Annotated in this window: 17 protein-coding genes and 2 pseudogenes; 13 read left to right on the top strand and 6 right to left on the bottom strand. The window is 60.7% G+C overall.

Annotated features, from left to right (window positions below; all coding sequences use genetic code 11):
* Positions 1 to 23: 23 nt before the first annotated feature.
* The 4 genes from M3I54_RS20030 to M3I54_RS20015 are packed head-to-tail and all read right to left on the bottom strand — an operon-like array spanning position 24 to position 9,900.
* Positions 24 to 1,187, bottom strand: coding sequence for a hybrid sensor histidine kinase/response regulator (locus M3I54_RS20030; protein ID WP_254338984.1), 1,164 nt, complete (start codon positions 1,185 to 1,187; stop codon positions 24 to 26).
* A complete protein-coding gene (locus M3I54_RS20025) occupies positions 1,175 to 4,174 on the bottom strand; it encodes a PAS domain S-box protein (protein WP_254338976.1) in 3,000 nt (999 codons plus the stop codon). Before M3I54_RS20025 ends, M3I54_RS20030 begins: the two co-directional genes overlap by 13 nt.
* A 12-nt stretch (positions 4,175 to 4,186) precedes the next feature.
* Entirely contained in the window at positions 4,187 to 9,187 is a 5,001-nt protein-coding gene (locus M3I54_RS20020; RefSeq protein ID WP_254338974.1) for an AAA family ATPase, read from the bottom strand.
* Between the two features lie 29 nt (positions 9,188 to 9,216).
* Positions 9,217 to 9,900, bottom strand: a complete 684-nt coding sequence (locus tag M3I54_RS20015; protein WP_254338972.1) for a response regulator transcription factor — start codon at positions 9,898 to 9,900, stop codon at positions 9,217 to 9,219.
* On the opposite strand from M3I54_RS20015, the gene M3I54_RS20010 reads away from it, so the two are divergent.
* From M3I54_RS20010 to M3I54_RS19965, 10 genes are all read left to right on the top strand, one after another.
* Positions 9,899 to 10,048 (top strand): hypothetical protein, encoded by a 150-nt coding sequence (locus M3I54_RS20010; protein WP_254338970.1) that lies wholly within the window; start codon positions 9,899 to 9,901, stop codon positions 10,046 to 10,048. The two genes, M3I54_RS20015 and M3I54_RS20010, sit on opposite strands and share 2 nt — an antisense overlap.
* Positions 10,049 to 10,203: 155 nt before the next feature.
* The gene (locus M3I54_RS20005) at positions 10,204 to 11,802 is read left to right on the top strand and encodes a winged helix-turn-helix domain-containing protein (RefSeq protein ID WP_254338969.1); all 1,599 of its coding nucleotides are present in this window, start codon (positions 10,204 to 10,206) and stop codon (positions 11,800 to 11,802) included.
* A gap of 11 nt (positions 11,803 to 11,813) precedes the next feature.
* Positions 11,814 to 13,361: an ATP-binding protein gene (locus M3I54_RS20000; RefSeq protein WP_254338966.1), complete on the top strand. Its 1,548-nt coding sequence runs from the start codon at positions 11,814 to 11,816 to the stop codon at positions 13,359 to 13,361.
* Between the two features lie 229 nt (positions 13,362 to 13,590).
* Positions 13,591 to 14,994, top strand: a complete 1,404-nt coding sequence (locus M3I54_RS19995; protein WP_254338964.1) for an NAD-dependent succinate-semialdehyde dehydrogenase — start codon at positions 13,591 to 13,593, stop codon at positions 14,992 to 14,994.
* 259 nt (positions 14,995 to 15,253) lie between these two features.
* On the top strand, positions 15,254 to 16,126 hold the full coding sequence (locus tag M3I54_RS19990; protein ID WP_254338962.1) for an alpha/beta fold hydrolase: 873 nt from the start codon (positions 15,254 to 15,256) through the stop codon (positions 16,124 to 16,126).
* 173 nt (positions 16,127 to 16,299) lie between these two features.
* Positions 16,300 to 16,773, top strand: a complete 474-nt coding sequence (locus M3I54_RS19985; RefSeq protein WP_254338960.1) for a LysR family transcriptional regulator — start codon at positions 16,300 to 16,302, stop codon at positions 16,771 to 16,773.
* A 353-nt stretch (positions 16,774 to 17,126) separates the two neighbouring features.
* Positions 17,127 to 17,975: an oxidoreductase gene (locus M3I54_RS19980; protein WP_254338951.1), complete on the top strand. Its 849-nt coding sequence runs from the start codon at positions 17,127 to 17,129 to the stop codon at positions 17,973 to 17,975.
* 277 nt (positions 17,976 to 18,252) lie between these two features.
* Positions 18,253 to 19,758 carry a lyase family protein gene (locus tag M3I54_RS19975; protein ID WP_254338949.1) on the top strand — a complete coding sequence of 502 codons (1,506 nt, stop codon included), beginning with the start codon at positions 18,253 to 18,255 and terminating at the stop codon, positions 19,756 to 19,758.
* Between the two features lie 188 nt (positions 19,759 to 19,946).
* Positions 19,947 to 21,959 (top strand): FUSC family protein, encoded by a 2,013-nt coding sequence (locus tag M3I54_RS19970; RefSeq protein WP_254338947.1) that lies wholly within the window; start codon positions 19,947 to 19,949, stop codon positions 21,957 to 21,959.
* Positions 21,960 to 22,082: 123 nt separating this feature from the next.
* Complete coding sequence (locus M3I54_RS19965; RefSeq protein WP_254338945.1) at positions 22,083 to 22,835, top strand: phosphate/phosphite/phosphonate ABC transporter substrate-binding protein; 753 nt, start codon at positions 22,083 to 22,085, stop codon at positions 22,833 to 22,835.
* A gap of 80 nt (positions 22,836 to 22,915) precedes the next feature.
* Here M3I54_RS19965 and M3I54_RS45360 read toward each other — a convergent pair whose 3' ends face one another.
* Both M3I54_RS45360 and M3I54_RS45355 read right to left on the bottom strand, forming a co-directional pair.
* Complete coding sequence (locus M3I54_RS45360; protein WP_375542170.1) at positions 22,916 to 23,128, bottom strand: hypothetical protein; 213 nt, start codon at positions 23,126 to 23,128, stop codon at positions 22,916 to 22,918.
* A gap of 81 nt (positions 23,129 to 23,209) precedes the next feature.
* Positions 23,210 to 23,290, bottom strand: a pseudogene (locus tag M3I54_RS45355) (hypothetical protein); the annotation flags it as partial.
* 47 nt (positions 23,291 to 23,337) lie between these two features.
* Between M3I54_RS45355 and M3I54_RS19955 the strand changes: the two are divergent.
* The 3 genes and pseudogenes from M3I54_RS19955 to M3I54_RS19945 all read left to right on the top strand — a co-directional run.
* Positions 23,338 to 24,105 (top strand): substrate-binding domain-containing protein, encoded by a 768-nt coding sequence (locus M3I54_RS19955; protein WP_254339124.1) that lies wholly within the window; start codon positions 23,338 to 23,340, stop codon positions 24,103 to 24,105.
* Positions 24,106 to 24,477: 372 nt separating this feature from the next.
* Positions 24,478 to 24,855, top strand: a complete 378-nt coding sequence (locus M3I54_RS19950) for an H-NS histone family protein (protein WP_309249624.1) — start codon at positions 24,478 to 24,480, stop codon at positions 24,853 to 24,855.
* Between the two features lie 65 nt (positions 24,856 to 24,920).
* Positions 24,921 to 25,077, top strand: a pseudogene (locus tag M3I54_RS19945) (IS5/IS1182 family transposase); the annotation flags it as partial.

Below are 25,077 nucleotides of genomic sequence, written 5' to 3'. Positions count from 1 at the left end.
GGCCTTGTCGTGCGAAGAGCGGATCATTCCGTTCTTCGAATCGTCATGGTGGCCGCAAGGCCCGGGTCGTTGTCGGCGAACACCAGCGCGCCTTGATGGAGCGTAGCGACGGCCTTGACGAGCGCGAGCCCCAACCCGACGCCTGGCGTACCTCTGCTGCGGTCGCCGCGATAGAAGCGTTCGGTGACTTTGGATCGCTCGGCGACGGGAATTCCGGGGCCGTCGTCGGCAACCGTAATCTCGATCGAGTCCGAAGATTCGCCGAGTGAAACCGCTACCTCGCCGCTTTCCTGCGCGAACTTGAGGGCGTTATCGATGAGATTCCCGATCGCTTGCGCCATCAACAGCGGATCGACGACGGCCATCAGCTTGCCTTGCTTGCGCAAATGGAGCGTGACCGTAATGCCACGCAGTTCCGCGACCGGCTGATAGAACTCGACCGCATCGGAAACGATGGCTGTAAGGTCCGCTTCGACAAACCCCGAGCGGCGCACGCCGGCGTCTATCTCGGCGAGACGCAGCAACGCATTGAAGATGCTGATGACGCGGTCGACGTCGGCGACGGCAACTTCGAGCTGATTCAATGTCTCGTCGTCGCCTTTCTTTTTCATTCCGAGTATCAGGATTTCGAGCCGCGAGCGCAGCTCGGCAAGCGGCGTGCGCAGATCATGAGCGATGGCGTTCGAGACGTTCTTGACCGCGCCCAGCACTTCGAGCAATGCATCCTGCGCGCGAATTCGTGTCTTGATCTCCTCTTCGAGCCGCACGTTTTGCTCCTGCTGCGTGCGTTGCAGAGCGCGAAGCTTGAGATGAGTCTGCACGCGTACCGCGACTTCCTCCATCTGCAACGGCTTGGTGACGAAGTCCATCGCGCCCACGCGAAATCCGTTGATCTTGTCTTCGGTCTGCGATAGCGACGTCATGAAGATGACGGGAATATCGCGTGTTACCGGATTTTCCTTGAGCGCGCGGCAGGTTTGAAAACCGTCGAGCCCCGGCATGATGACATCGAGCAAGATGAGATCGGGCTTGACGATCTCGGCGCGGCGCAGCGCCTCCTGGCCGTCGCGCGCCACCGCTGCGCGCAGACCTTCGGCTTCAAGCGTTTCGACGACGAGACCCAGATTCGCCGCGGTGTCGTCGACGACAAGCACCACGGGAGCGTCATCGCGCTTTATTTCTCCCATTGTCCTTTCCCTTCGCTGTTGAGATACCGTTCAATCAAGGAAAGCAATGCCTGCGATTCATAGGTCATCGCGAGCTGCCGCAAACGCGCGGCGAATGGTTCGTATCGCTGGTTCAATGCCACGAGGTGATCGGCGTGCTGGTGGATATCGCGCATGGAACCCAGCAATGCGTAGCGATGCAACTGCGCGAGTTCGCTTTGGGGCGGCACGACGATAGGCTGTCCGTGTTGTTCCAACTGGCCCGCCTTGTCGGATTGCGACGCCGCTTGCTGAAGTTTTATGCCGAGCAAACCGGCGATCGACTGTAGCAGTTGGTCGAGATCGATCGGTTTCTCGAGGAAGAGACTTGCGCCAGCCTCGATATTGTCGCGTGCGTTTTGTTCGGATGCGTCGGCAGAGACGACAATAACGGGCATTGCAGCGAGATCAACTGACTTACGCAGGTTGCGTAGCACTTCAACGCCGCCCATCACGGGCATGACCGTGTCGAGGATCGTCAAATCCGGTTTGTTCGATACGATTTTTTCGAGCGCGTCGCGTCCGTCCGCGCTTTCGATCACTTCGAAGCCCGTGCGCTCCAGCACGTCGGCGAGCAAGCGCCGGTTGGTCGCAACGTCGTCGACGAGGAGAATGCGTCGTCCCGCGCCGTCCAGATAGCCTCTTTCGAGGCTCGTTGCGCGCGCATCGACCTCCAGCGCGGAAGCGGGCGCCGCGAGTTCGAACCAGAACGTGCTGCCTTCTCCCACGGTGCTCTTCACATAGATCTCGCCGCCCATCATGCGCACGAGCTGCCGGCTGATTGCGAGACCGAGCCCCGCGCCGCCGGTACGCCGCATATGATCGCCCGCCTGCTCGAACGGCTGAAAGATCGCTTCCAGCCGATCGGCGCTGATGCCGACGCCGGTATCATGCACGTCGAACCGCAGCCGGTCTGCGTCGCCGGGCTTCACGGAAAGCCGGATTTCCCCGCGATCGGTGAATTTGACCGCGTTGGCGAGCAGATTGAGCAGCACCTGCCGCAGACGGCGTTCGTCCACGCATACCACGGCGGGCAGGTCCAGCGCCGGCGCATAGTTGAGCACGAGGTTCTTCTGTTGCGCGCGCACGCCAACGATCTCGGCGATCGTCTCGAGAAATGCGCCCAGCGACACCTCCGTTACCTGGAGCTCCAGCTTGCCTGCGCCAAGACGGGTGAAGTCCAGAATGTCGTTGATGAGCGTGAGCAGATGGTGACCGCTCTGTTCGATCACGCCTATGCCGGCCAGTTGCCGCGCATCGAGCGCTGAATCGCGCAACAGCATTTGCGCATAGCCCAGAATGCCGTTCAGTGGCGTGCGCAGCTCGTGGCTGATATTCGCAAGGAACTGGTCCTTGGCCCGGTTGGCGGATTCAGCCGCTTCCTTTGCGACACGCACCGTTTCTTCGAGCGCTTTGCGCGCCGAAATATCCTGGATGATGGCGATAACGTGACTGGGCTCGCTGGATGTGCCGTGCTGAAGCGCGAGCGAGAGGCTAACCCAGATCGGTGCATCGTCTGCGTTCCCGAGGGGCGCTTCTTCCGAGCAATGCGCGATCTTGCCAGCCGTCAAAAGGCGGAATTTCTCCTCGCTGGCCTCGCGATAATCCGCGTGGATGAGCGCGTGCAGCCGCATATGCTGCAGCGCGTCCCGCCCACGGCCGAAGATTTCACAAGTGCGCTGATTGACGCGCAGGAAGCGGGCGTCCAGATCGCAGTGCGCGATGCCCACGGCGGCGTTTTCGAACGTGCCTCGAAAGCGCTCTTCGCTGGCGCGCAACGCCTGCTCGGTCTGCTTGAGTTGTGTAATGTCCACGATGCTGCCGACGAAACGCACCGGCTTGCCGCTCGCATCGTGCCGCGCCGTGCCGCGAACCAGCACCCATCGGTCACTACCGTCGCGATGCCGCAGCCGGTTTTCGATTTCGAATATGCCGCGACTGTCCGCGAGAAATGTCGCCATAGCGCGGTCGGTGCTCGCGCGATGGTCGGGATGCAGAACGCTCATGTAAGCTTCATAGTCGAGACGCGCCTGCGGCGTCTCGAAGCCGAGCCATTCGTAGATATTCGAAAAGCGCGCAAAGCCCCGCTTGTAGTCGCCTTCAGGCATATCGATTTCCCACACGCCCACATTCGACCCGTACATCGCCATTTCGAGCCGTGCATTCGTCTCGCGCAGAATCTCGGCTTCCTCGGCGCGGCGCTTTTGTGTCACGTCGCGAAACACAATGACGACGCCGATGGTCTCGCCCCGTTCGTCGGTCATCGGCGTGCTGGTGCTTTCGACCGGTATTTCGCTGCCGCTGGGCGTAAGCAGAATGGCGCGGGCGGGCAGCCCGCTCTCGCGGTCATTGCGCAGCACCGCCGCCATCGGGTCCGCAATGGGGGCGCGCGTGAGTTCGTCGAGCAAGCGGAACATGCGGGCGAGCGGATGCCCGACGGCCTCTTCGCGACGCCACCCAATCAGCGCCTCGCCTGCGGGGTTGACGAAGGTCACGAGCCCCGCAGCGTCTGTTGCGATCACACCGTCGCCGATGCTCGAAAGCGTGACGGCGTAGCGCTGCTCGCTTTCACGCAAGCGCCGTTCGGCGCGGTACTTATAGAGCGCCATCTCCACGACGGTGCGCAACTGAATGTCGTCAAATGGCTTGAGCACGTAGCCAAACGGCTCCGCCTTGGTGGCGCGCTGAACGGTTTCGTCGTCGGCATAGGCGGTGAGAAAAACAATCGGCACGTCGCACAGTTCGCGAATCTGGTGCGCGGCGTCGATGCCGTCGAGTTTTCCTTCGAGCCGCACATCCATGAGCACCAGTTCGGGCGTGAGGCCGTTCTGCGCCTGCGAAACGAGCGCAACCGCTTCCTCGCCGCTCACCGCGCTGCCGATCACGCGGTAGCCGCTGCGGGTCAATTGTTGCGCGATATCTCGCGCGACAATCCGGTCATCCTCGACGATCAAGATTCGTGCGGTCATGGCGAGTGTCGATCAGGGTTCGGCGGCGTCGAAATGAATCGTGAATGTGGTTCCCTGTTGCTGGCTGACGTCCACGCTGCCGCGCAATTGCAGCACAAGATCGTGCACGAGCCGCAGGCCGAGCGTTTCGTCGCGCTCGAAAGAGAATTCCGGCGCGAGCCCCACACCGTCGTCTGCAACCCGCAACTCGCAGCGATGACCGTCCAGCGCGCGCAGGCCGATGTTCAGCACGCCGCCGCGCTGATCGGGGAAAGCATGCTTGAGCGCATTGGAGACGAGTTCGTTGATGATGAGACCGCACGAGACTGCTCGATTCATGTCGAGCTGGACGTCGTCGACGGCGATCTGCATGTCGACGCCCAGCCGTCCCATGTCGTAGACACGCGCAAGATGCCCGCACAGCGTTTTCACGTGGACCGTCATGGGAATGCGTGCGAAGTTGCCCGCGCGGTACAGGTTTTCGTGAACCATGGCCATCGAGCGCACGCGATTGCGGCTGTCCGCGAACAGCTCTGCGACGGCTTTGTCCTCGACGCGTTCTGCCTGCAGGTTCAGCAGGCTGCTAATGAGCTGCAGGTTGTTTTTGACGCGATGATGCACTTCGTGCAGCAGTGCATCCTTTTCCGCGAGCAACGTTTGCTTCTCTTCGAGCGAAGCGTTTTCGAGCGAGATCGCCGCTTGCGAGGCAAGCAGCCTGAGCACGGCCATCCTTGCCGGCGTGAAGGCGCCGGGCGCGAGCTCATTTTCCAGGTACAAAACGCCGATCAGTTTCGACTGCTTGACGAGCGGTAGAGAGAGCACCGAGCGCGAACGGTTGGCGACGAAATATTCATCGGCATAGAATGCTTCATCCGACGAAGCATCGTCGATCAGCACCTGGCGGTGCGTCCGTATGCTTTCATGAAGCACAGCCTCGGCCAGTTCCTGCGGAGAGACCGGCTTGCGCTCGATGCTCACATCCGTGCCCTGACGCGTCGCTACGGCCACGGCATCGATCCACAGCTTTTCCTCGCGCGGCACAACGAGCAGGGCGCGCCGTGCCCCGGCGTGTTCGAGCATGATGGTCATCAGCGTATGGATCAGGCGTCCGGGAACGAGTTCGGCCGAGATCGCCTGAGACGCCTTCATGACCGTATCGACATCGATGTGGCCTGCTACGTTGTCCGGAGTCGGTCCGTATGCCGCCTGCTCTCGAAGCAGTTCGGGATAGCGCCTGTCGAGTTCCTTTACCCTCGCAATCGCACCCCATCGCAGCCAGCCGAGTCGTGCATTGCGCAGATACATACCGGCAATGGTCGTGAAACCGTGTTCCAGATAGAACATCGCGGCAATGTCCTGTGCGAGCGCTTCGTTGTGGACGAAACCATATTCGCGTGCGAGCCGGATGGCCTCTTCGTAGCAGCCCATTGCATCGAAATCGCGGCCGCGAAGGCGGGCGATTTCGCCGCGCACCAAGGCCGCGCGGCTACCGAAATTGCTCGGGCAATGCGTGGCCCACAGTTCGAGCTGACGGTGGTGTGCCGCAAGTTTCTCCAGGTTCTCCGCTTTCTCATCGCTTGGTGCCTCGGCGTGCCAGCGTGCGCGCGTGAGCGCGGCGAAGAACTGGAATTCGGCCATTTCGAAGTGTCCGGAGGACGTCCACAGGAGCGGTGCCGCCTTGGTCCCGGCATCCATCGCACTCCTGATGTCGCCGGCCAGATAGCCGGCCTGCTGTTTGCGTATCCAGTACCAGCAGGCGGCGATCGCGAGGCTCGGGTCGCTTTCAAGGCGCCGTTCGAATGCATCGTCGCAGAATGGGCCATGTTCGTCGCCAGGATCGGCCGTGCCGGCGCGCAGCGAACGGATCAAGGCTAGCTGCGCCGTGATGATATCGACGATCAGGCCGAACTTCGCCGCCTGGACAATCTGCAGACGGCGTATCGCCTCCTGTTCCACTTCGCCGAGCGACTCTCCGGCGGCGAGCAGCGTGGTGACCGTGCAGCAGCTGCTAAAGCCGATATAGGTCAGGTCGCCGGCTTCGCTCGCGGCTTCGAATGCGAGACGCAGCAGCGGAATGCCCGTGCGGATGGGCTTGGTCCATGGCGTGACGTGATAGGCGAAACACATGTAAACGCGCGCCTTGAATCTGTCGAGCCCGCGCTTGTCGACGAGCGCGAGCCCGAGCTGACCAAAGCGGTAGCCGGCGTCGTAATCGTCGAATAACGGTCCCGCAACCATGCCGAGATAGGCATAGCCAAGCGATGAAGCGTCGCTGTTGCCATGTGCGAGGCTCAAATTCGCCATTCGGCAAAGTACGAGGCAGACGAGATTTTCGTCGCTAAAGAATGCCGGCGGCAAGACGGCGGTAAGCACGTTCATCGTCGCGGTCATCTCCGTGTCCCCGAGCAACGGTAGATCGACGAGTGCTTCGATCGGTGCGTTGGCGATGCCGTCGAGGAGCCGGTCGTATTCCTCGCGCGCGGCGCTGCGACCGGGATGGGCGACCCAGTCGATACCGACATGCCGCAAATAGCTCAGGCAGGTTTCGACAGCCACATTGACCTGATCGAGCGCGGTATAGAGCGTGATGCGCAGGAACGTGATGGTCGCACGGTCGCATAAGGTGCGAGCGCGCTGATCGAGCATCGAGAGCCGCTCCTTGCTGTTCTCCGTGGCGCCGGTCAGGAATTCGCATTCGGCGCGCTGCGTTTCCAGCAGAAACTTTCGCGCGTAGTGATGATCCCATTCGTCTTCGCCAAGCAATTCGCTGCCGACGGAAAGGTAGATGAGCGCCGAGCCATACGCCGACGAGGCGCGAGCGCGCCGCCCGGCCTCGAGATTGAAATCAACGACCCGTTCACGCTCTTGCGATGTATCGATGAGCGCAAGCACGCGGTTGTACTGGTTGACGATTTCAAAGACGTCACGCTCCTCGTCGGTCGGCGCCTGCGCGGCGAGAATGCGGCCAATGCGCAAATGGGCGCGGGCGCGGTCGTGCTCGTGAATCAGATCGTAGGTCGCTTCGTGCACCCGGTCATGTACGAAAGCGAAACCATCGCGGCGGCGATAAAGCAAACCCGCTTCCACGCCGCCGGCGAGTGTCGCTTCCACATCGGACTCGGTCATGCCGCTGATGCGCGCGAGCAGCAGGGAACTCGCGCGGCCGCCCAGGCAGGCGAACTGCGTGAGCAGTTCCTGGGTTGGCGCCGTCAGTCGTTCGATCTTTTCCACCATGAGATCCACGATGCTTTGCGCGAAGCTGGCCGCGCGCAATTGATCGCTGTCCCAAAGCCATAGGCGGCGTTCGCGATCGAACACGAGATGATGCTCGTCGCTCAGGAACTTCAGGAACTGCACGACATAGAACGGGTTGCCTCCCGTTCGTTCGAAGACCAGTTTGCTCAAGTCGCGCAATTCGGCGCGTGTGGTTTTGAGCGCGTCGCCGATGAGCCGCGAAACATCGTCGAATTGCAGCGGCGCGAGCATGATTTCATCGACGTGCGTGCCGGTCTGCCGGATGGAATCGATCGACTGTCTCAGCGGATGCGTCAATCCCACCTCGTTGTCCCGATAGGCGCCGACCAGGAGCACATTTCGTACGTCGGACTGACATAGTCGTTCGAGCAGGGCGAGCGTACCGGCATCGCTCCACTGCAGGTCGTCGAGAAACAGCACGAGTGGCCGCCCTTCGTGCGGAAACGCGCCGATGAAGCGCGTAAATACGGCGAGAAAGCGCGTACGCGCGTCCTGGGGCGGAAGCGCCTGAACCGGCGCCTGCGGCCCGATGATCTGTTCGAGTTCGGGAATCAGGCTGGTCATGAGCACGCCATTTGCGCCGAGCGCTTCGACGAGGCGCGCGCGCAGGCCTTCGCGCGCGGCAGGACTGCCGTCGATCACCTGCCGGATCAGGTCCTGGAACGCTTGCGCGAGCGTGGCGTAGGGGATATCGCGCTTGTAGCGCTCGAATTTGCCGGACGCGAACCACCCTCGAGAGCTAGATGCCGATGTCACGCGCAGGCTGTTGACGAGCGTCGACTTGCCGATTCCCGAATAGCCGGAAACGAGCGCAAGCACGATCTCCTTGTGTCGCACGACGCGGCTCAATGCCGCTTCGAGCATTTCGACCTGCTTTTCGCGGCCGTAAAGCCGAAACGGATATTGCAGTTGGTCGGGCGAATCGGCCACGCCCAGTTCGAACGATTCGATGCGGCCTGATTGGCGCCAGGCGTCGAGGCAGCATCGCAAATCGTGCGCAAGCCCTTCTGCGGTCTGATAACGCTGTGCGGCGTCCTTGGCCAGCAAGCGCGCAATGATCTCGCTTACCGGGTCGGGCGCAGCGGCGCCTATGCACTCGGAAACCGGTATGGGCATTTGCGCGGTGTGGCAATGCAGCCATTCCGAAGGCGAACTCGCGTGATAGGGCAATTGACCCGTGAGCATTTCATAGAGGACAACGCCGAGCGAATAAAGATCGGCGCGCGAGTCGGACCATCGGTTCATCAGGCCCGTGCGTTCGGGAGAAAGATAGGCGAGCGCTTCGCTCGCGAGCATGGGCAGATTGCGTACGGGGCGCTCCCGCGGCTCCGATGAAACGAGGCCAAGACCGGTGAAGGTGACTTCTTGTGTCTGCTCATCGAGAAGAATGTTGCCCGGCCTGATGTCGTTGTGCGTGAGCCCACGGTCGTGCAGCGTGCAGAGCGCCGCTGCGAGGCTCGTCGCGACGGTCAGAAAACGTTCGAGCGGGAACGGGCCTTTGAGCGCGGTGCGCAATGGTATGCCGCCGGGATCTTCTAGCACGAGCGTTACACTGCCGTGGTCTTGCAGCAGCGAATGCGGCATGGCAACACGCGCGTCCTGGAGCGCGGCGCGCATCCGGTAGGCGCGTTCGAGACGTTCCTGGCTTTCGGGCAGCGGCCGGTAGGCGGACAACGTAACGGTCAGCCAGCTCTGGCTTTCCCCATGGCTGCGCAGGCGCGACAGGACGAACTGGCCGTCGTCGCTCAAGTTCGTTCGATCGTAGTCCGTCAGCCTCATGGTTGCGCCCTCGCGAGAGACGCCTCGATTCAAGGATTGGCCGTCAGCATGTAACCCGCATTGCGGACCGTTCGGAGCATGGACCGCTCAAACCCGGTGTCGATCTTCTGGCGCAGTTTGCTCACGTGCACGTCGATGACGTTGGTTTGCGGATCGAAGTGGTATTCCCAGATGTTTTCGAGCAGCATCGTGCGCGTCACGACCTGCTCGGCATGGCGCATCAAATACTCGAGCAGCTTGAACTCGCGAGGCTTGAGGAGGAGGAGCACCTTGCCGTCGCGCGTGACCTTGCGCGAGAGAAGGTCCATGCATAGTTCCCCAACTTTCAGGGTCGTATCATAGTGATTGTCCTGGCTGCGCCGCGCCAACGCCTCCAGCCGCGCCAGGACTTCGCCAAAGGAAAACGGTTTCACAACGTAATCGTCGCCGCCCGCCTTCAGGCCGCGAATGCGTTCGTCGACTTCGTCGAGTGCGCTCAGGATTAGCACCGGGACCTTGTTGCCCGATGCGCGAAGCGCCGCAACGATGCCAAGCCCGTCGATTCCGCCCGGAAGCATGCGGTCGAGAATGATTGCATCGTAAGCTTCCCCGATTGCGAGCGCCATGCCATCGCGGCCATTGTCCGCCCAGTCGACGACGTGGCCGGTTTCGTGCAAGCCCTTCTTCAGGAAGCCTGCCACCTGCTGATTGTCTTCGACCAGGAGAATTTTCATGTCTATCACTCGCGGTCAGTACAACGAGCGCCAGACGTGCGCTGTCACACAGACCACTGAAGCACGCCGGGCGGGCGCCCAGGATCCTGCCGCTTCGACCACTTATTATCGCGCGGACCACGCGGGCGGCGCTTCAATGGCAGATTAAATTTTTTTAACGTAAGCGGCGCGCCGGACCGAACTGGCGCGGCTACTGGCATGGGCAAAGGTTGAGATGTCGCCTTAAATAAGGTTAACGTTTCGGTCACCTTCTGCATAGCTACAACGGCCTAACATGGCAGCGTGATTTTTCCGTGTAGCGCCATGAGCAAGATCGTCCCTACGTGCCAGGCAGAGGAAGCAGCGGGCGCGCCTTCAAAATGGAGTGCGCTTTGCGTTCAACCTGCTTTCGATATCCTAACGAACGACGACGCGACGAGCGGGCTCTCGCGTGCGGAGGCGAATACGCGCCATGAGGCAACCCGGGGGAGCGCGGTATTCGATTCGGTATTTGAATTCGGCCGGTTTACTTTCATGCCCGCGCGGCGGCTGCTGCTCGACGGCGAATCGCGCGTGCGGATTGGAAGCCGTGCTCTCGAGCTATTGGCGGTGCTGGTGGAACGTGCTGGGGAAGTGGTGACGAGGCACGAGTTGATGAGCCGCGCCTGGCCAAAATCCGTTGTGGACGAGAGCAATCTCAAGGTTCAAATCGCTGCGTTGCGCAAGGCGCTCGGAGAAACGAGCCTCGGTGAACGCTATCTGGCGACGGTTGTGGGGCAGGGCTATCGGTTTGTGGCGCCGGTCAACGCGAGGGCGCTCCTCGCGGACAATGCGCGGCCCCGCGAACGCCCGGACGCCACGCACAACGTGCCCGCGGGCCTCATGCGGCTGGTCGGCCGCTCTGCGGACATCGATGCCATTCTCGCGCGGCTGCCGTGCACACGCATCATGACGGTCACGGGCGCGGGCGGCGCCGGCAAGACAAGTATCGCGCTGGCGGTCGCCCGATCGATCGTCGAAACGTCCCGCTACGACGTATGGTGGGTAGACCTTTCCATGCTTTCGGACCCGCGCCTCGTGCCGTGCGCGATCGCAACCGCGGTTGGCTTGACCACGCGTTCAAGCGATATCACCTCGGCGCTCGCGACGTACTTTTGCTCGCGCAGCCACCGGCAGTGGCTCCTGCTCGACAATTGCGAACACGTCGTCGAAGCGGCGTCGGCCATCGCTGGGCGCCTGGTCTTGGCTGCGCCGCGCTTGCAGATTCTTGCCACGAGCCGCGAACCGCTTCGTGCGACCGGAGAAAATGTGTACAGGCTCGCGCCGCTCGGGAGTCCGGTCGAATCAGCTGGGCTCAGCGCGAGCGAAGCGCTCCAGTACCCGGCGATCCAGCTCTTCGCGGAGCGAGCGGCGGCTCGATGTAGCGACTTCGCGCTGTGTGACGACAACGCCCCCATGGTCGCGGAAATCTGCCGTCGGCTCGATGGCATTCCGCTGGCGATTGGACTGGCGGCGGCGCGTCTCGACGCATTTTGTGTACGCGAGCTTTTGGCCCAGCTCGACGACCGTTTCATCGCGCTCGGAAGCGGTCAGCGCACGGGAGCGCAGCGGCACAGGAGCTTGCTGGCGACGCTCGACTGGAGCCATCAATTGCTGACTGAAGTCGAGCGTCTCGTCTTGCGCCGCCTCGGCGTGTTCGCTGACGCGTTTTGCCTGGATTCAGCCATTACCATAGCGGCCGACGAAGAACCTCGGGCGGCTCGAATCAGCGACGCGCTGTCGAGCCTGGTTGAGAAGTCATGGGTAACGGTCGAAAAGGACGGCGACAACATACGCTACCGGCTACTGGAGACGACGCGCCACTACGCACGCCGAAAGCTCGCCGAGGCAGGTGAACTCGACCTGGTAGCCCGCCGACGGTAGTTGGGGCGAAAATGAACGTGCTGCTTGCAGTAGACAATGTTCGCATTGCCCGCCAGTTCGAGGCTGGGCTGCTCAAGGCGGGCCACTGCGTGGAATTCGCCGAAACCGGGCGCAAGCGAATCTTCCTCGCTGCGATTGAAACCTACGATGCGATCATATGGAACCGGAACCTGCCCGGCAGGATGGCCGGAATCGGTGTTGTCTCGACGCTGCGTAGTTCGAGCAACGCGATACCGATTCTTCTTATCAGCGAGCCGGCGTCCACAAGCGAGCGCGCACGAGATCTAACCGAAGGCGCGGCCGATCGCGACGACGATCCAGCGCAGTTTGCGGAATTGCTCGCGTGGCTGGATGTATTGATCGGGCCGCCACGCGGCTGTACACCTGACGCCGGGCGACACTATGAGAGCTTGCGCTCCGGGAATCGAGAGAGCATACGCGCGCAATCGCGGCTGGAGGAGATCGAATCAACTCTCGATCAAGTGCAAAGACTGAGCGAGACGGAAAGTTGGCGGTGGAATATTGAAACTGGCGAGATAAGTCCGGCCCTGAAAATCGGGGCGCTGTTCAGACTCCTCGCAGAAGGGTCGCCAAAACAAACGATAAGCGACTTGCTCGACGCCATGCATTCAGACGACAGGACACGCGTTTCAGCGGTGATTTCAGAGGCGATAGAGGAACGACAGGATTTCGAGGTGCAATTCAGAATCGTTGACGAGGATGCAATACGATACTTTCGTACTGTCGGAGAGGGGCGAACAAGCGAAAACGGTGACCCGTACTACCTGTGTAGCAGCATGGACGTGACCGGGCGAGAGAGGCGCAAGGAGGCGTTGCGCCGCGCCGAAGCGGAGATTGCGCATCTGGCCAGGGTGCATGCGCTCGGAAAGCTTACGTCGTCCATCGTGCATGAAGTGAATCAGCCGCTTTCCGCCATCGTGACCTACGGTACGGCCGCATTGCATTGGCTACACCGCGATCAGCCGGATGTCGATGAGGCAAGCATCGCAATCAACAGAATCATCCGCGACGCAACTCGCGCCAGGGACGTCATTACGCGAATACGCCGGCTATCGAAGAACGGACTGCCGCAGAAGGCCCGATTTTCGATTGCGGAAATTATCGAAGAGACGTTGACGTTGCTCGCCCACGACCTTCACACGAGACACATAACGGTCGAATACGCCGTCTCGCACGGACTACCAGAGGTCTCGGGCGATCGCGTCCAGATCCAGCAAGTCCTCATCAATCTCATTCTGAATGCCATAGAGTCACTCGATGCGGTGCATTCGCAGATCCGGGAGATCACCGTTTCGGCAGAGGCGGTGAACGCTGGTCAACTGCGCGTGGTCGTGCGTGATAACGGGCCAGGCGTTGCCCCCGACGCCAGAGAGCGCCTGTTCGAGCCATTCTTTTCGACCAAAGACGAGGGCCTTGGCATGGGTCTTTCGATCTGCCGCTCGATCATTCAGGCGCACAACGGCGCTCTGGCCTTGTTGCCGATTGAAGAGGCCGGCGCGGCATTCGAATTCGTGCTGCCTGTCACGCGAACCGCTTGAACGCGGGGTGTATGGGGCGCGTACGTCGCTGCGCGTGGGCCGCCCCGTCTTCGCAAGTCGCTTTCCTCGGGCGCTTGCGCATTTCCCAGTGCGCTTTGGAAAGCGCCTGGAACGCGCTAGACGTAACATGATCTGGGCCGGGAGCGCGGCGCGCCAAAGCCTACGCGAATGCGTGAATTTGAACGGCACGTGAGAAAGTTGCGCGTTCAACGTTATCCTGGAGGCGGCGATGAAGAGTGACGTGGCGGCACTGGAGGATGCATCGGTATCGCGCAACCCGGCAACGGGCGAGGTCATCATGACCTACCCGCTTCAGCGGCCTGACGACATCGAACAGATGCTTGCGCAAAACGCGGCTGCTGCGAGAAACTGGGGCGCCACGCCGATGACGGAACGCGTCAATTGCTACCGGCGGCTCGCATCGACGCTGCGTGAAAGACTCGAGCCGCTGGCGCTGCTGGCGACGAGCGAGATGGGCAAGACGATCGCCGCCGCGCGTGCCGAGGTCGAAAAGTGCGCGGCGGCGGTGGACTGGTTCAGCGAACACGGCCCCGCGATTCTGGCCGACGAGCCCGCGCCCGTGGATAACGGCGATCGCGTGTACGTGTCCTTTCTGCCAATCGGCACAGTACTCGGCGTGATGCCGTGGAACTTCCCGTACTGGCAGGTCATGCGCGCAGCAGGGCCTGTCATGCTGTCGGGCAACGGGTTTATCCTGAAGCACGCACCGAACGTCATGGGCTGCGCGTACGCGCTGCAGGAAGCCTTCGAGGCGAGCGGATTTCCGAAGGGGGCATTCGGAATTCTGCACGTCGGCAACGAAATGGTGGCGCGGGTCATCGAAGATCCACGCACCTCGGCCGTCACGGTAACGGGCAGCATGCGGGCAGGATCGGCGGTGGCGTCGGTCGCGGGCAAGGCGCTCAAGAGGAGCCTCCTCGAACTCGGTGGTGCCGATGCGTTCATCGTGCTCGCGGACGCCGATCTCGACCGCGCAGTGGAGGTCGGCATCGAGGCGCGTTTTCAGAATGCGGGGCAGGTGTGCCTTGCCGCGAAGCGCTTTATTCTGGAGCGGCCGATTGCGGAAGAATTCACGCATAAATACGTCGCCGCTGCGTCGAAAGTCAAAGCCGGTAATCCACTCGATGTCGCCACAACGATCGGACCGATCGCGCGCAGCGATCTTCGTGACGGCGTGCATGAGCAGGTCGTCAGAACGATAGCGAGCGGAGCGAAAGTGCTTCTTGGCGGCAAGATGATCGAAGGCCCGGGCTTTTTCTACGAGCCCACGGTGCTGGGTGATGTCGCGCCGGGAATGGCCGCGTTCGACGAGGAGATTTTCGGACCCGTCGCCGCGCTCACGGTGGCGGACGATCTGGAGGACGCGATCCGTCTTGCCAATATGAGCGACTACGGACTGAGCGGCAATCTGTGGACTTCGGACACTGCGAAGGCGAGCGAGATCGCGAGACGGCTCGAAACCGGTGGCGTGTTCGTGAACGGGTTCAGCGCTTCGAATCCGCGCCTTCCGGTGGGGGGCGTGAAAAAAAGCGGGTATGGTCGGGAGCTCTCGCATTTCGGTCTGCGCGAATTCGTCAATGCGCAGGGCGTCTGGGTCAAGAAGGTGCCGTGACAGCGGATGCCGATTCGCCGGTTGCGAGAAAGAATCTGTTCCCACGATACTCTGGGGACAAAATGCGTGCGTTGCCGAAAGAACGATAACGTTTGCCTCGATAGCATGATGGTGTGTTGATCGCTCCATCCATCGTCCTGAAGAAGAGAAGGGGGAAATCGTGGCTACATCAAGCGCAAACCATTCGTCAGATCGCCGGTACGTGTTGACTGCGGGAGCGGGCGCGGCGGTCGCGGCAATCGCGGCACCGGCCGTTGCCATGGCGGAAGCGACCGTTGGCAGCGGGCACACTCGCACCGCTTCCCGCCACGACGCCGATTCGGTCCTGGCCAAAGACGGCACGCGAATCTTCTTCAAGGATTGGGGCAGCGGCAAGCCCGTGGTGCTTTCGCACGGCTGGCCGCTCGATGCGGACGCATGGGATGCCCAGATGCTGTTCCTCGTGCAGAACGGCTACCGGGTGGTCGCGCACGATCGACGCGGACACGGGCGCTCTGGCCAGTCTTCGTCGGGCAACGACGTGGACACCTACGCGGACGATCTCGCAACCGTGATCAACGCACTCGATCTGAAGGGGGCGACGCTCGTCGGCCACTCGATGGGCGGCGGCGAGGTCGCACGCTATGTCGGGCGCCACGGAACGTCGCGGGTTGCCAAGGCCGTTCTGATTAGCGCCGTCGTGCCATTCATGGTCAAGACCGACAACAATCCGGACGGCTTGCCTGAGTCCGCGTTCGACGGTATCCGCAAGAACCTGACAGGCAACCGGTCCGTGTTCTACAAGAACCTGGCTCTGCCTTTTTACGGCTTCAACCGGCCCAATGCAAAGGTCGAGCAAGGCACCATCGACGAATTCTGGCGGGAGGCGATGGGCGGGTCCATCCTGGCACAGTATCAGTGCGTCAAGCAGTTCGAGGTGGACTACACCGGAGACCTGAAGAAGTTCGATGTGCCGACGCTGGTCCTTCACGGTGACGACGATCAACTCGTGCCGGTCGACGTTGCAGCGCGGATGACGGCAAAAATCGTGAAGAATGCGACCCTGAAGGTTTATCCGGGTGGGCCTCACGGCATGTGCACGACGGATGCCGACAAGGTCAATGCCGATCTGCTCGCCTTTTTGCAAGGTTGATCCACGTTTTCGTGGATTATGCGAATGCGTTGCGTGACGCATTCGCAATTCCTGCTGGGTGAGCGTAAGAGGGAATAGCGTGCGGCGTCGATCCGCGTCGCAACTCGACACCACCCAAAGGCGTTGTAAAAAAGGATGCCTGATTTAGAGTGTCTATCCCATCAAATCGTGCAATGAACGGTTCGGATCTTTCCGCTCTCTCGCTGTTTGCCCGTGTTGCCGAGCAACAAAGCTTTAGCGCCGCCGCGCAGCCACTCGGTATCTCCAACTCCGTCGCAAGCTACACGATCCGGCGGCTGGAGGATCAACTCGGCACGAAGCTCTTCAATCGCACCACGCGGAGCGTCAGCCTGACCGAAGCGGGTAGCGAATTTCTGAAGCGAATCCAGCCGTTGATGGAGCAACTCGATCTCGCATTCAACGAGGTTGGCCGCGCATCCAGCGGCACGATGGGCACGCTGCGGCTGAACGTGCTGCGAGCGTCGATTGCGCTGGTCATCGCTCCGGTGCTAAAGGAATTCCTGAATGTCTGGCCGGCTCGTGAATGTGCTGGACGAATGGATTCCGCGCGGTGCGCTATACCTCTACTACTACAATCCAACCGGCTTGCCGCGCAAGCTGAGGGTCTTCATCGACTTCGTACGTGAGCGGCTGAAATAAGGCCATGCAAAGGGCGCGCATTGCGCCAATTGCATCCTGCGTCCGCGTTGCCCGATTTTTCCGTCGATCGTTCTCGACAATCCCCAGCCCATTGCGAAAGACGGCCGAGGCATTCCAACCTGACAGTCCCGCTATTGCCCACTGCACCTCGAGCGGCGCACTATGCTAATTCATCGCATAGCGCATTTGGATTGTGCGGCTTTTTGATGAGCAAGCGAACTCCTATACTGCGACGCTATGCCGGAGTGAAACAGCATCCGGCGCGAGGAATTAGCGGCTTGCATGCCCCGAAAGCCCTGTCTTGTCACCATGCAGTAGCACGTCTATTTAGGGATCTACCATGTCATCATTAAACACCCCCGTCTGGTTTATCACAGGTTGTTCGACTGGCCTTGGACGCGCGCTCGCCACGCTGATCGTCAAGCGAGGCTGGCGAGCCGTTGTCACGGCGCGCGACGTCTCGAGCGTGGCCGACATCGTGAGCGGCGCGGAGGACCGTGCCCTGGCGCTTGCGCTCGATGTCACGAAGCCGGCCGAGATCGAAGCGGCTGTCGCGGCAACGCGCGAAAAATTTGGCCGTATCGACGTGCTCGTGAACAATGCCGGCTACGGCTATCAGAGCACGGCGGAGGAAGGCGTGGAAGCCGAGATTCGCGCACAATTCGACGCCAACGTATTCGGCCTCTTTGCGATGACCCGCGCCGTGCTGCCGCTCATGCGCGCGCAACGCAGCGGCAACATCATCAACATCAGCTCGGTGGCCGGCCTGATCGGCTTTCCGGGCTCGGGCTACTACGCTGCCTCCAAGCACGCGGTGGAGGGCTGGTCGGACTCGCTGCGCGCTGAACTGGAGCCGCTTGGCATTGGCGTGACGTGCGTGGAGCCCGGTCCGTTCCGCACTGACTGGGCAGGCCGCTCGCTGCGCCAGACGCTCACCCAGATCGACGATTACGCGGAAACTGCCGGCAAGCGCCACACCGGCACAAAGCAGACGAGCGGCACGCAACCGGGCGACCCGGCGGGGGCCGGCGAAGCGATGATCGCCATCGCGCGCAACACGGAGGCACCGCGTCATCTGGTGCTGGGCGCATGGGGCTTCAATACGGTCGTCGATTACCTGCAGAAGCTCACGAAGGATATCGAGAGCCAACGCGACCTGAGCCTCTCGGCCGACTTCGATAGCAATTGATGCATCATTGTTGACAGGGGCCGCCGCGAATCCGAAATCCGGGTTCGCGGCGGCCCTTGCCGCATTCCGGGGCACTGCATCGCCATTCCACGTTCACGGTCCGCTGCGCCAATCGACCTTGAATTCCAGTGCGTTTCAGGAAGATCGACGCGCGAAACCGTCCCATACTTTCCTCGACAGGGTGGATAGCGCCCTGATGTCGCGTCGCCAGACGCATCGAACAATGCGATATCGCATATCGTAACGTTGACTGGATTCGCGCATAAGGGGAAAGCAGATGAACCGCAGACAAATGATGCAATCGACGCTCCTCGCATCGCTTGCCGTGGGTGGCAGTTCCGCGTGGGTATCGGCCGAGGGCTCGGAGCAACCGGAGCCCGCCGCGGGCTTTCGTCAGGAAAGCGATAGCCTTGGCGTCGTCAATGTACCGGCAGACAAACTGTGGGGCGCGCAAACCCAACGCTCGCTCCAGCATTTCAGCATCGGCGATGATCTGATACCGCGTGAAATGATCATCACCTACGCGATTCTGAAAAAGGCGGCGGCCAACGTCAATTTCAATGAGCAGCGCCTTGGCGCGCTTCAGCATGATCTCATCGTCAAGGTGTGTGACGAGATACTCGCCGGCCAGCATCACGACATGTTTCCGCTGCACGTATGGATGACCGGCAGCGGTACGCAGTTCAACATGAACGTCAATGAGGTGATATCGAATCGCTGCTGTCAACTTGCGGGCACACCGCTCGGCAGCAAGACACCCGTGCACCCGAACGATCACGTGAACATGTCGCAATCGTCGAACGATTCGTTTCCGAGCGCCATGTACATGGCAGCGGCAATCAACGTCAAGGAGCGGCTCGCGCCGACGGTCACCGCCTTGCGCGACGCGATTGGTGTGAAAGCGGTTGCCTGGAAGGACGTCGTCAAGATTGGGCGGACTCATATGCAGGACGCGACTCCGATCACGCTGGGTCAGGAGTGGTCCGGCTACGAGGGCATGCTCACCGACAACCTGGAGCGGCTCGACGATGCGCTAAAGGGCGTCTATCGCCTTGCGCTCGGCGGCACGGCCGTTGGTACGGGCCTGAATTCCACGCCGGAATTCGCGGGCGCAGCCGCTGCCGAGATTGCCCGCTTGACGAATCTTCCGTTCGTCACAGCCCCGAACAAGTTCACCGTGCAAGGCGCGCACGATGCGCTCATCCATCTATCGGGCACGATGCGCACGCTCGCATGCTCCCTCTACAAGATCGCCAACGACATTCGGCTGATGTCGTGCGGGCCGCGCGCCGGCTTCGCAGAACTGATCATTCCCGAAAACGAGCCAGGCTCGTCGATCATGCCGGGCAAGGTCAACCCTACGCAGGCCGAGGCGCTCGCGATGGTCGCTACGCAAGTGATTGGCGACGATGTGGCAACGGGTATCGGCGGCGCAAGCGGCTATCTGGAGATGAACGTCTACAAGCCGCTGATCATCTTCGACATCATGCATTCCATCGCTATCGTGAGCGATTCATGCACGAACTTCCGGAAGTTTCTGGTGGAAGGCACGAAGCCGAACCTGAAGAAAATCCAGGAAGATGTCGACCGTTCGCTGATGCTCGTGACGGCGCTTTCGCCGGTTATCGGCTATGACAAGTCGTCGAAGATCGCACATTATGCGTACGATAACGATCTCACGCTCAAGCAGGCAGCCTTGAAACTCGGCTATGTGACCGAAGCACAGTTCGATGAAATCGTCGACCCGAAGAAGATGGTCAAGCCGTACGTTGCCCATCGATAGATTGCCGATCGCGGGTAAAGTCTGCTGGATCCACACGCCGCCTGGCAGTTGCAGGCGCGGATCGCCCAGATTTCCGTGCTACGCTAAGCGCGCCAGGCTGTGGCTTCTCGACGATGGGCGCAAAGTCAACGCTTCGCTTCGAAGGCGTTGGGCCATCCAGTTCAACGTCTGCGCAAAGCGAAGGTGTCATGTTCAACGTTGCCAAGCTGGTATCGATAGTCAGTCGCCGGACTTTCAGGGCGGAAGGTCATGTCTTTGCCGTCACGCCCGAGCGCGTTGCGATCGCGGAGGGCGTGCGTGCCGCCCTGGCGATGGCGCCGATGCTGGCCGCGGCAATGCTGCTGGCACGACCCGAGGTCGCGCTGGGCGCCGTTGCGGCTTTCTGGAATTGCCTGTGCGATCCCCAAGGGGAGAACGCCGTACGCCTCAAGGCGATGGGCACGTTCACGATCCTGGGGGGCATCGTCATGCCGCTCTCTGCCTACGCGGCGAGCTGGGGCTATATCGCGAGCCTCGTCACTCTGTTCGTCCTGGTCTTCCTCTGCGGACTCGCGCGATCCTACAAACCGGCTCTTGGCCCGATGCCCACCCAGGCAGGTCTGGTTGCCTCTCTCGCCGTCGTCATTGGGGTTGCGTTAAGCAGACCTTTGGCCGGGGCGCTCGAGCTGGCCGGATATTTCTTGCTTGGTTCCGCCTGGACCATGCTGTTCTGCGTCTTCCTCTGGCCCATTCCATTCCGGCAATCCGCCAATCTGATGCTATCGACGATCTTCGGAAGACTGGAGATCATGGCCGGCTTTTTGCTGGCGCTGGATCCCCTCCCAGGCACAAGTGTCACCGGCTGGGAGGAGTTCGATACGGTGCACCGCCGGGGCGTGCGGATGTCTATCGAACGGGGGAGGGCGTTGGCGGCGCTCGACACCAGCAATGGATCGCGGCTCGGGGCGTATATCGATACGGCGGCCAGAATCTTTTCCGCGTTGATTGCCATCGGTCATTCCCGGCGGATTTCCCAAGTGGCCCTCAGCGCGAAAGCGCGGTACCTGCTGCAAGGACTGCAGGAGGTCCTGCAGGGGGTCAGCGCCCATGCCCTGCTGGACCGTCCGCTTCCCGAAGCGCTGGTCATGCAGTCGAACGCCCTTGTGCGCCAGGTCGCCGGTCAGGACGATACGGCAGCACGTTCCGTGACGTTTGCGGCAAGTGCCATTGTCCGCCTCGCAGAAGGCGGCTTGGCTTCAGTCGTCGGCAGCAAGGAGTCCCCAGTCGCTGCAGCGAGTACCAGCCAGATCGTGGACTCGCTGGTTTGGCGCCACGCGCTAAGAGTTGCGATGGCAACCGTATTCGCCTTTGCCATTGGCACCTGGCTAAACGTCACGCTCGCCTATTGGGGCGCGCTCGCGGCAATCATCGTGACGCAACCGATTTCCGCCAACACATGGCTGCGCGTGTGGGAGAGAGCAATCGGCAGCCTCATCGGCGGACTGATTGCCGCGGCACTTCTGGCGACGCTGCCGACTCCGGGCGCAGTGCTCCTCGCCATCCTGCCGCTTGCCGCTGCGGCCATTGCCTCCAGGCTGGTGAGCTACGGCTTGTTCGTGGTCTTTCTCTGTCCCATGTTCATGCTGGTTTCCAACTTCATTCACCCGACTGGCGGTTTGATTGCTGCACGCTTTATCAATGAAATCATTGGCGCCTTCGTGGGCGTGGCGGCCAGCTTCGTCTTGTGGCCCGAGCGGAGCAGTGACACGCTTGCCGCCGCAGTTTCCACGGCGATATCTGCCAACATGCGCTTCGCGTCAGCCGCGCTCCGTCTGGACGGCGGCTCGGCAGCCACGCTTGACACCCTGCAACGAGATGCCGGACTCGCAAGCACTCGCCTGGAAGCTGCACGAGAGCGCATGCTCCTGGAGGGGCGTTGGCGATCAGCGTGGCTTGAACACCTGCGTGACGTCATCGTGGCCTTGCGCTCGGTTTGTGGTGCGGCCGCGGTGCTTGAGGTCCTGCGGGAAGGAGACCCAGGCGCGTTTGAGCGCCAAAGGGCTGACGGCTACGACGCGATGACCGTTCAGCTGCTGCACGCGCTGGCCTCTCGGACCACCTGGCAGTTACCGGCGGCTCAACTGGCCGGCGTCGCCGAAGACGACCTCGGGCAGGCGATCCGTAACCTTGTAAGTGCTTTCAATGCCTACGTTTCCAGATAGCCGAGATCGTGCATTTCGACAAAAAGCCTATTCTTTTCGTCATCGCTAATTTGTCGATCCACATAGAATTACAGGGCTTAAATCGAAGTAAAAGACGATGGCGACTGAAAAAAGGTGGTAACCATGGCAAAGCAGAATCTGACGTTTCTTCTGAACAAGAATCTCGACTTTCCCGTTACCGAAGAACCCTGGACAAGCCTGTTGTCAGAGGCAGGCGTGAACGCCGAGGTGACGACGGACATTCCGGAGATGAACCGGTTGCTCGAGGCGGGCAGCCCGAATATCGCATATGTTCCTGGGGCGGGCTTCTGCGTGATGATGAGAAAGGGCAATCCGCACTATCGCGGACTTGTCATCGCAACATCGAAGTTTTCCGGTCAACCCGCTCAACGCACGCTCCTTGTGGTTCGTCACGACGATCAGGCGAATAACCTCGACGACCTTGAAGGATCGACGTACGGATACCTGAACAGGTCCTGTTCTTCCAGTTTTTTTCCGCCCGCAATCATGTTGAATGAGAAAGGAAAAAAGCTTGAAACTTTCTTCGAACTCAAGCAGGTTTCGGGATGGCAGGACCGGGTCGACGCTGTTGTCGCGAAGTCCATTCGCGCCACGATGATTCTGGAAGACGTCTGGAAGATGACACCCGCGAATGTGCAGGTGACGAAGGTCATCGGCGCATATGATACTTGCGTACCCGCCGTCCTGATCGTGCGCAAGGATCTCAGTCCGGACGTCGCGACAACATTTCGAGAACATCTCTTGAGCTACATGCCGGACTGGAAAAACGTCTACGGGGCGTTTCGTCCATTTTACTTCGCCGATATCCAGACCTTTTACCACCAAATTTGCCAGCTGCCTGAAGATGAGGTTTGATTGGCCTAAAGTCGAGGCGGGTCCCTATCTCTTGAGTTCTCACACAAAAGAAGTGTTCGATAGCCTTCGGTTATGCGCTTCTAACCGTGATGCTCAAGCGCAAAGTCGAGCGAGAACTGCGCGGCCTCGACGCTGTTCAATAATTTCTTCGCTGCGCGTTGCCGATCGGGCGGCAGATCGAGCAGTTCTCCAACCAATGCATTCGTTGCGTCTTCGAGTTCGCTGTCCATCGCGAATTCAGTGGCAATACCCCAGTCATAGGCCTGCACCCCGCATATCAGTCGGGAGCGCATGACGATGTCCTTTGTACGCCCGGTACCTATCAAGCCATGAAGGCACGCCACGCTTTCGAAGCCGATGACTCGGCCCGTGTTTTACTCGGGGAGTCCGTAAGGTGTCGTTTCCGTGGCTAGCCGGAGGTCGCACGCGAGGGACAACTCGAACGCCGCGCCGAAGCAATAACCCCTGTTCGCGGCAACGACCGGCTTGCTGCAACGCGACGCTGAACTTAGAGCCCACGCAAGCCTCGACTCATGGTCTGATCCAGACGGGCCGTTCGGGTGGCAGCTTCGTTGAACTGGTCGACAGCCGTCGTATCGACGGACTCATTGCTATCAATACGCCGCGCTCCGATGACGTCCACCTCGCGCGTCTTGCGTCCGAAGGCTTTCCGCTCGTGGTCTTTGGATCGAAGCTCGCCGAACACGCAAACATCTATACCATCGACGTCGACATGCGCGAGGCGTCGCGCGTCGCGACGCGGCATCTTCTGGCGCTTGGGCATCGGAGAGTCGCCTATCTCGGGTTTGCGTCCGATGAGTACCACGGGGTCACGGAGCGCCTCTACGGCTATCGCGACGCCATGCGGGAATTCGGTCTCGGGGTGGAAGCCGAGCGTGTCGGATTCGCGAACTTCAATGCACAAAGCGGGTATGACGCCATGAGTGTGATGCTCGAGAACGGCCCTGCCTTCACCGCATTGTTTGCAGGAAACGACACCGTCGCATTCGGTGCGATGGCCGCATTGCGCAAGGCTGGCTTGCGCATCCCCGATGACGTCGCCATCGTCGGATATGACGATATTCCGCTGGCCGCTTTTGCGACGCCACCGCTGACGACGATGCGAACGTCGCCTTATGAGCAGGCTTGCGAGGCTTCTAACCTGCTAGTACGCCTTATGGCTGGCGAACGACCGGACGCGTTGCATTCGATGATGGCGGTCCCGCTTATCGTGCGCGAGTCTTGCGGCAGCACAATCAGACAGGCGTAGTTTCCGCGAAAAAAAGAGTAGTTGTAACGTGCCAGCGGGATTTGCGTTGCCCGCTGCACGAAAACAGGTTGCCCGCCCGATCTTCGCTGGTCTCCCAAGAGTATGACGCATCGCGCGAGAGCCTATTGGTATTCCTATGGTCAATTCGCGTACATACCAGATTTCGGATAACGAGTAAGAACGCGCTGGCTTGAAGTGGGGGGGCGAAGAGCGCGACGACACTTCCATGCCGATAGTCAGACGACTTATCGACCTCGAAATAGACAGTAATGTTTCTCACTGCCCAGCGCAAACTAATTCGATACAAAATGTTGTATTCGTCGTCCGATGTGGCATAGTGCGAAAAACTAACTTTTCAAAGGAAAACCACGAATGGCTACGCTCCAATCGATTCAGGCAAGAATCGCAAAGCTGCAGGCTCAAGCAGAATCGCTGGCGACAACGAAATCGTCGGGGGTACTCGAAAAGATTCGCGGCCTGATGGACAAGCATGCAGTGACGGTTGCTGACATTGAAGCATTTGTCGGCAAGCGGCGCGGCCGCAAACCGGGAACGACCGTTGCGGCGAAGCAGCGCTCGTCGGCAGCGAAATATCTCGATCCCAAAACGGGCGCAACCTGGACTGGCCATGGTCGTGCTCCCGCATGGATTGCAAATGCAAAGGACCGAAGCAAGTTCCTGATAGCTGGCGGGGCACCGAAATCGGCTGCTGCTGTGAAGACGCCTAACAGGTTGCTGAAGTACCGCTGAAACATGTCATCGCGCAGAGTTCGTGAAGCGTTGATAGATGAACCACCACTTACCCACTGGAGATCATGCGCGGCGCCGACACTTTCACCGAGAGTTTGTTTTCCGTGCGCAAGCTGGACGACTTCGTCCCCAAGTCGCATCCGTTGCGTTCGATCCGCGTAATGGCGAACGAAGCGCTGGCGAAGATGGATCGACTGTTCGCCGAGATGTACGAAGCGGACA

The organism is Paraburkholderia sp. CNPSo 3274, from assembly GCF_024206475.1.
GTDB lineage: Bacteria > Pseudomonadota > Gammaproteobacteria > Burkholderiales > Burkholderiaceae > Paraburkholderia.
This window is presented reverse-complemented; position numbering and strand designations above follow the sequence as displayed.

Bases quoted from the DNA above. Each gene is read 5' to 3' on its own strand.
- M3I54_RS20030 (WP_254338984.1), bottom strand. From the start codon at position 1,187: ATGGGAGAAATAAAGCGCGATGACGCTCCCGTGGTGCTTGTCGTCGAC.
- M3I54_RS20025 (WP_254338976.1), bottom strand. From the start codon at position 4,174: ATGACCGCACGAATCTTGATCGTCGAGGATGACCGGATTGTCGCGCGA.
- M3I54_RS20020 (WP_254338974.1), bottom strand. From the start codon at position 9,187: ATGAGGCTGACGGACTACGATCGAACGAACTTGAGCGACGACGGCCAG.
- M3I54_RS20010 (WP_254338970.1), top strand. From the start codon at position 9,899: ATGTCTATCACTCGCGGTCAGTACAACGAGCGCCAGACGTGCGCTGTC.
- M3I54_RS20015 (WP_254338972.1), bottom strand. From the start codon at position 9,900: ATGAAAATTCTCCTGGTCGAAGACAATCAGCAGGTGGCAGGCTTCCTG.
- M3I54_RS20005 (WP_254338969.1), top strand. From the start codon at position 10,204: ATGAGCAAGATCGTCCCTACGTGCCAGGCAGAGGAAGCAGCGGGCGCG.
- M3I54_RS20000 (WP_254338966.1), top strand. From the start codon at position 11,814: ATGAACGTGCTGCTTGCAGTAGACAATGTTCGCATTGCCCGCCAGTTC.
- M3I54_RS19995 (WP_254338964.1), top strand. From the start codon at position 13,591: ATGAAGAGTGACGTGGCGGCACTGGAGGATGCATCGGTATCGCGCAAC.
- M3I54_RS19990 (WP_254338962.1), top strand. From the start codon at position 15,254: ATGGCGGAAGCGACCGTTGGCAGCGGGCACACTCGCACCGCTTCCCGC.
- M3I54_RS19985 (WP_254338960.1), top strand. From the start codon at position 16,300: ATGAACGGTTCGGATCTTTCCGCTCTCTCGCTGTTTGCCCGTGTTGCC.
- M3I54_RS19980 (WP_254338951.1), top strand. From the start codon at position 17,127: ATGTCATCATTAAACACCCCCGTCTGGTTTATCACAGGTTGTTCGACT.
- M3I54_RS19975 (WP_254338949.1), top strand. From the start codon at position 18,253: ATGAACCGCAGACAAATGATGCAATCGACGCTCCTCGCATCGCTTGCC.
- M3I54_RS19970 (WP_254338947.1), top strand. From the start codon at position 19,947: ATGTTCAACGTTGCCAAGCTGGTATCGATAGTCAGTCGCCGGACTTTC.
- M3I54_RS19965 (WP_254338945.1), top strand. From the start codon at position 22,083: ATGGCAAAGCAGAATCTGACGTTTCTTCTGAACAAGAATCTCGACTTT.
- M3I54_RS45360 (WP_375542170.1), bottom strand. From the start codon at position 23,128: ATGCGCTCCCGACTGATATGCGGGGTGCAGGCCTATGACTGGGGTATT.
- M3I54_RS19950 (WP_309249624.1), top strand. From the start codon at position 24,478: ATGGCTACGCTCCAATCGATTCAGGCAAGAATCGCAAAGCTGCAGGCT.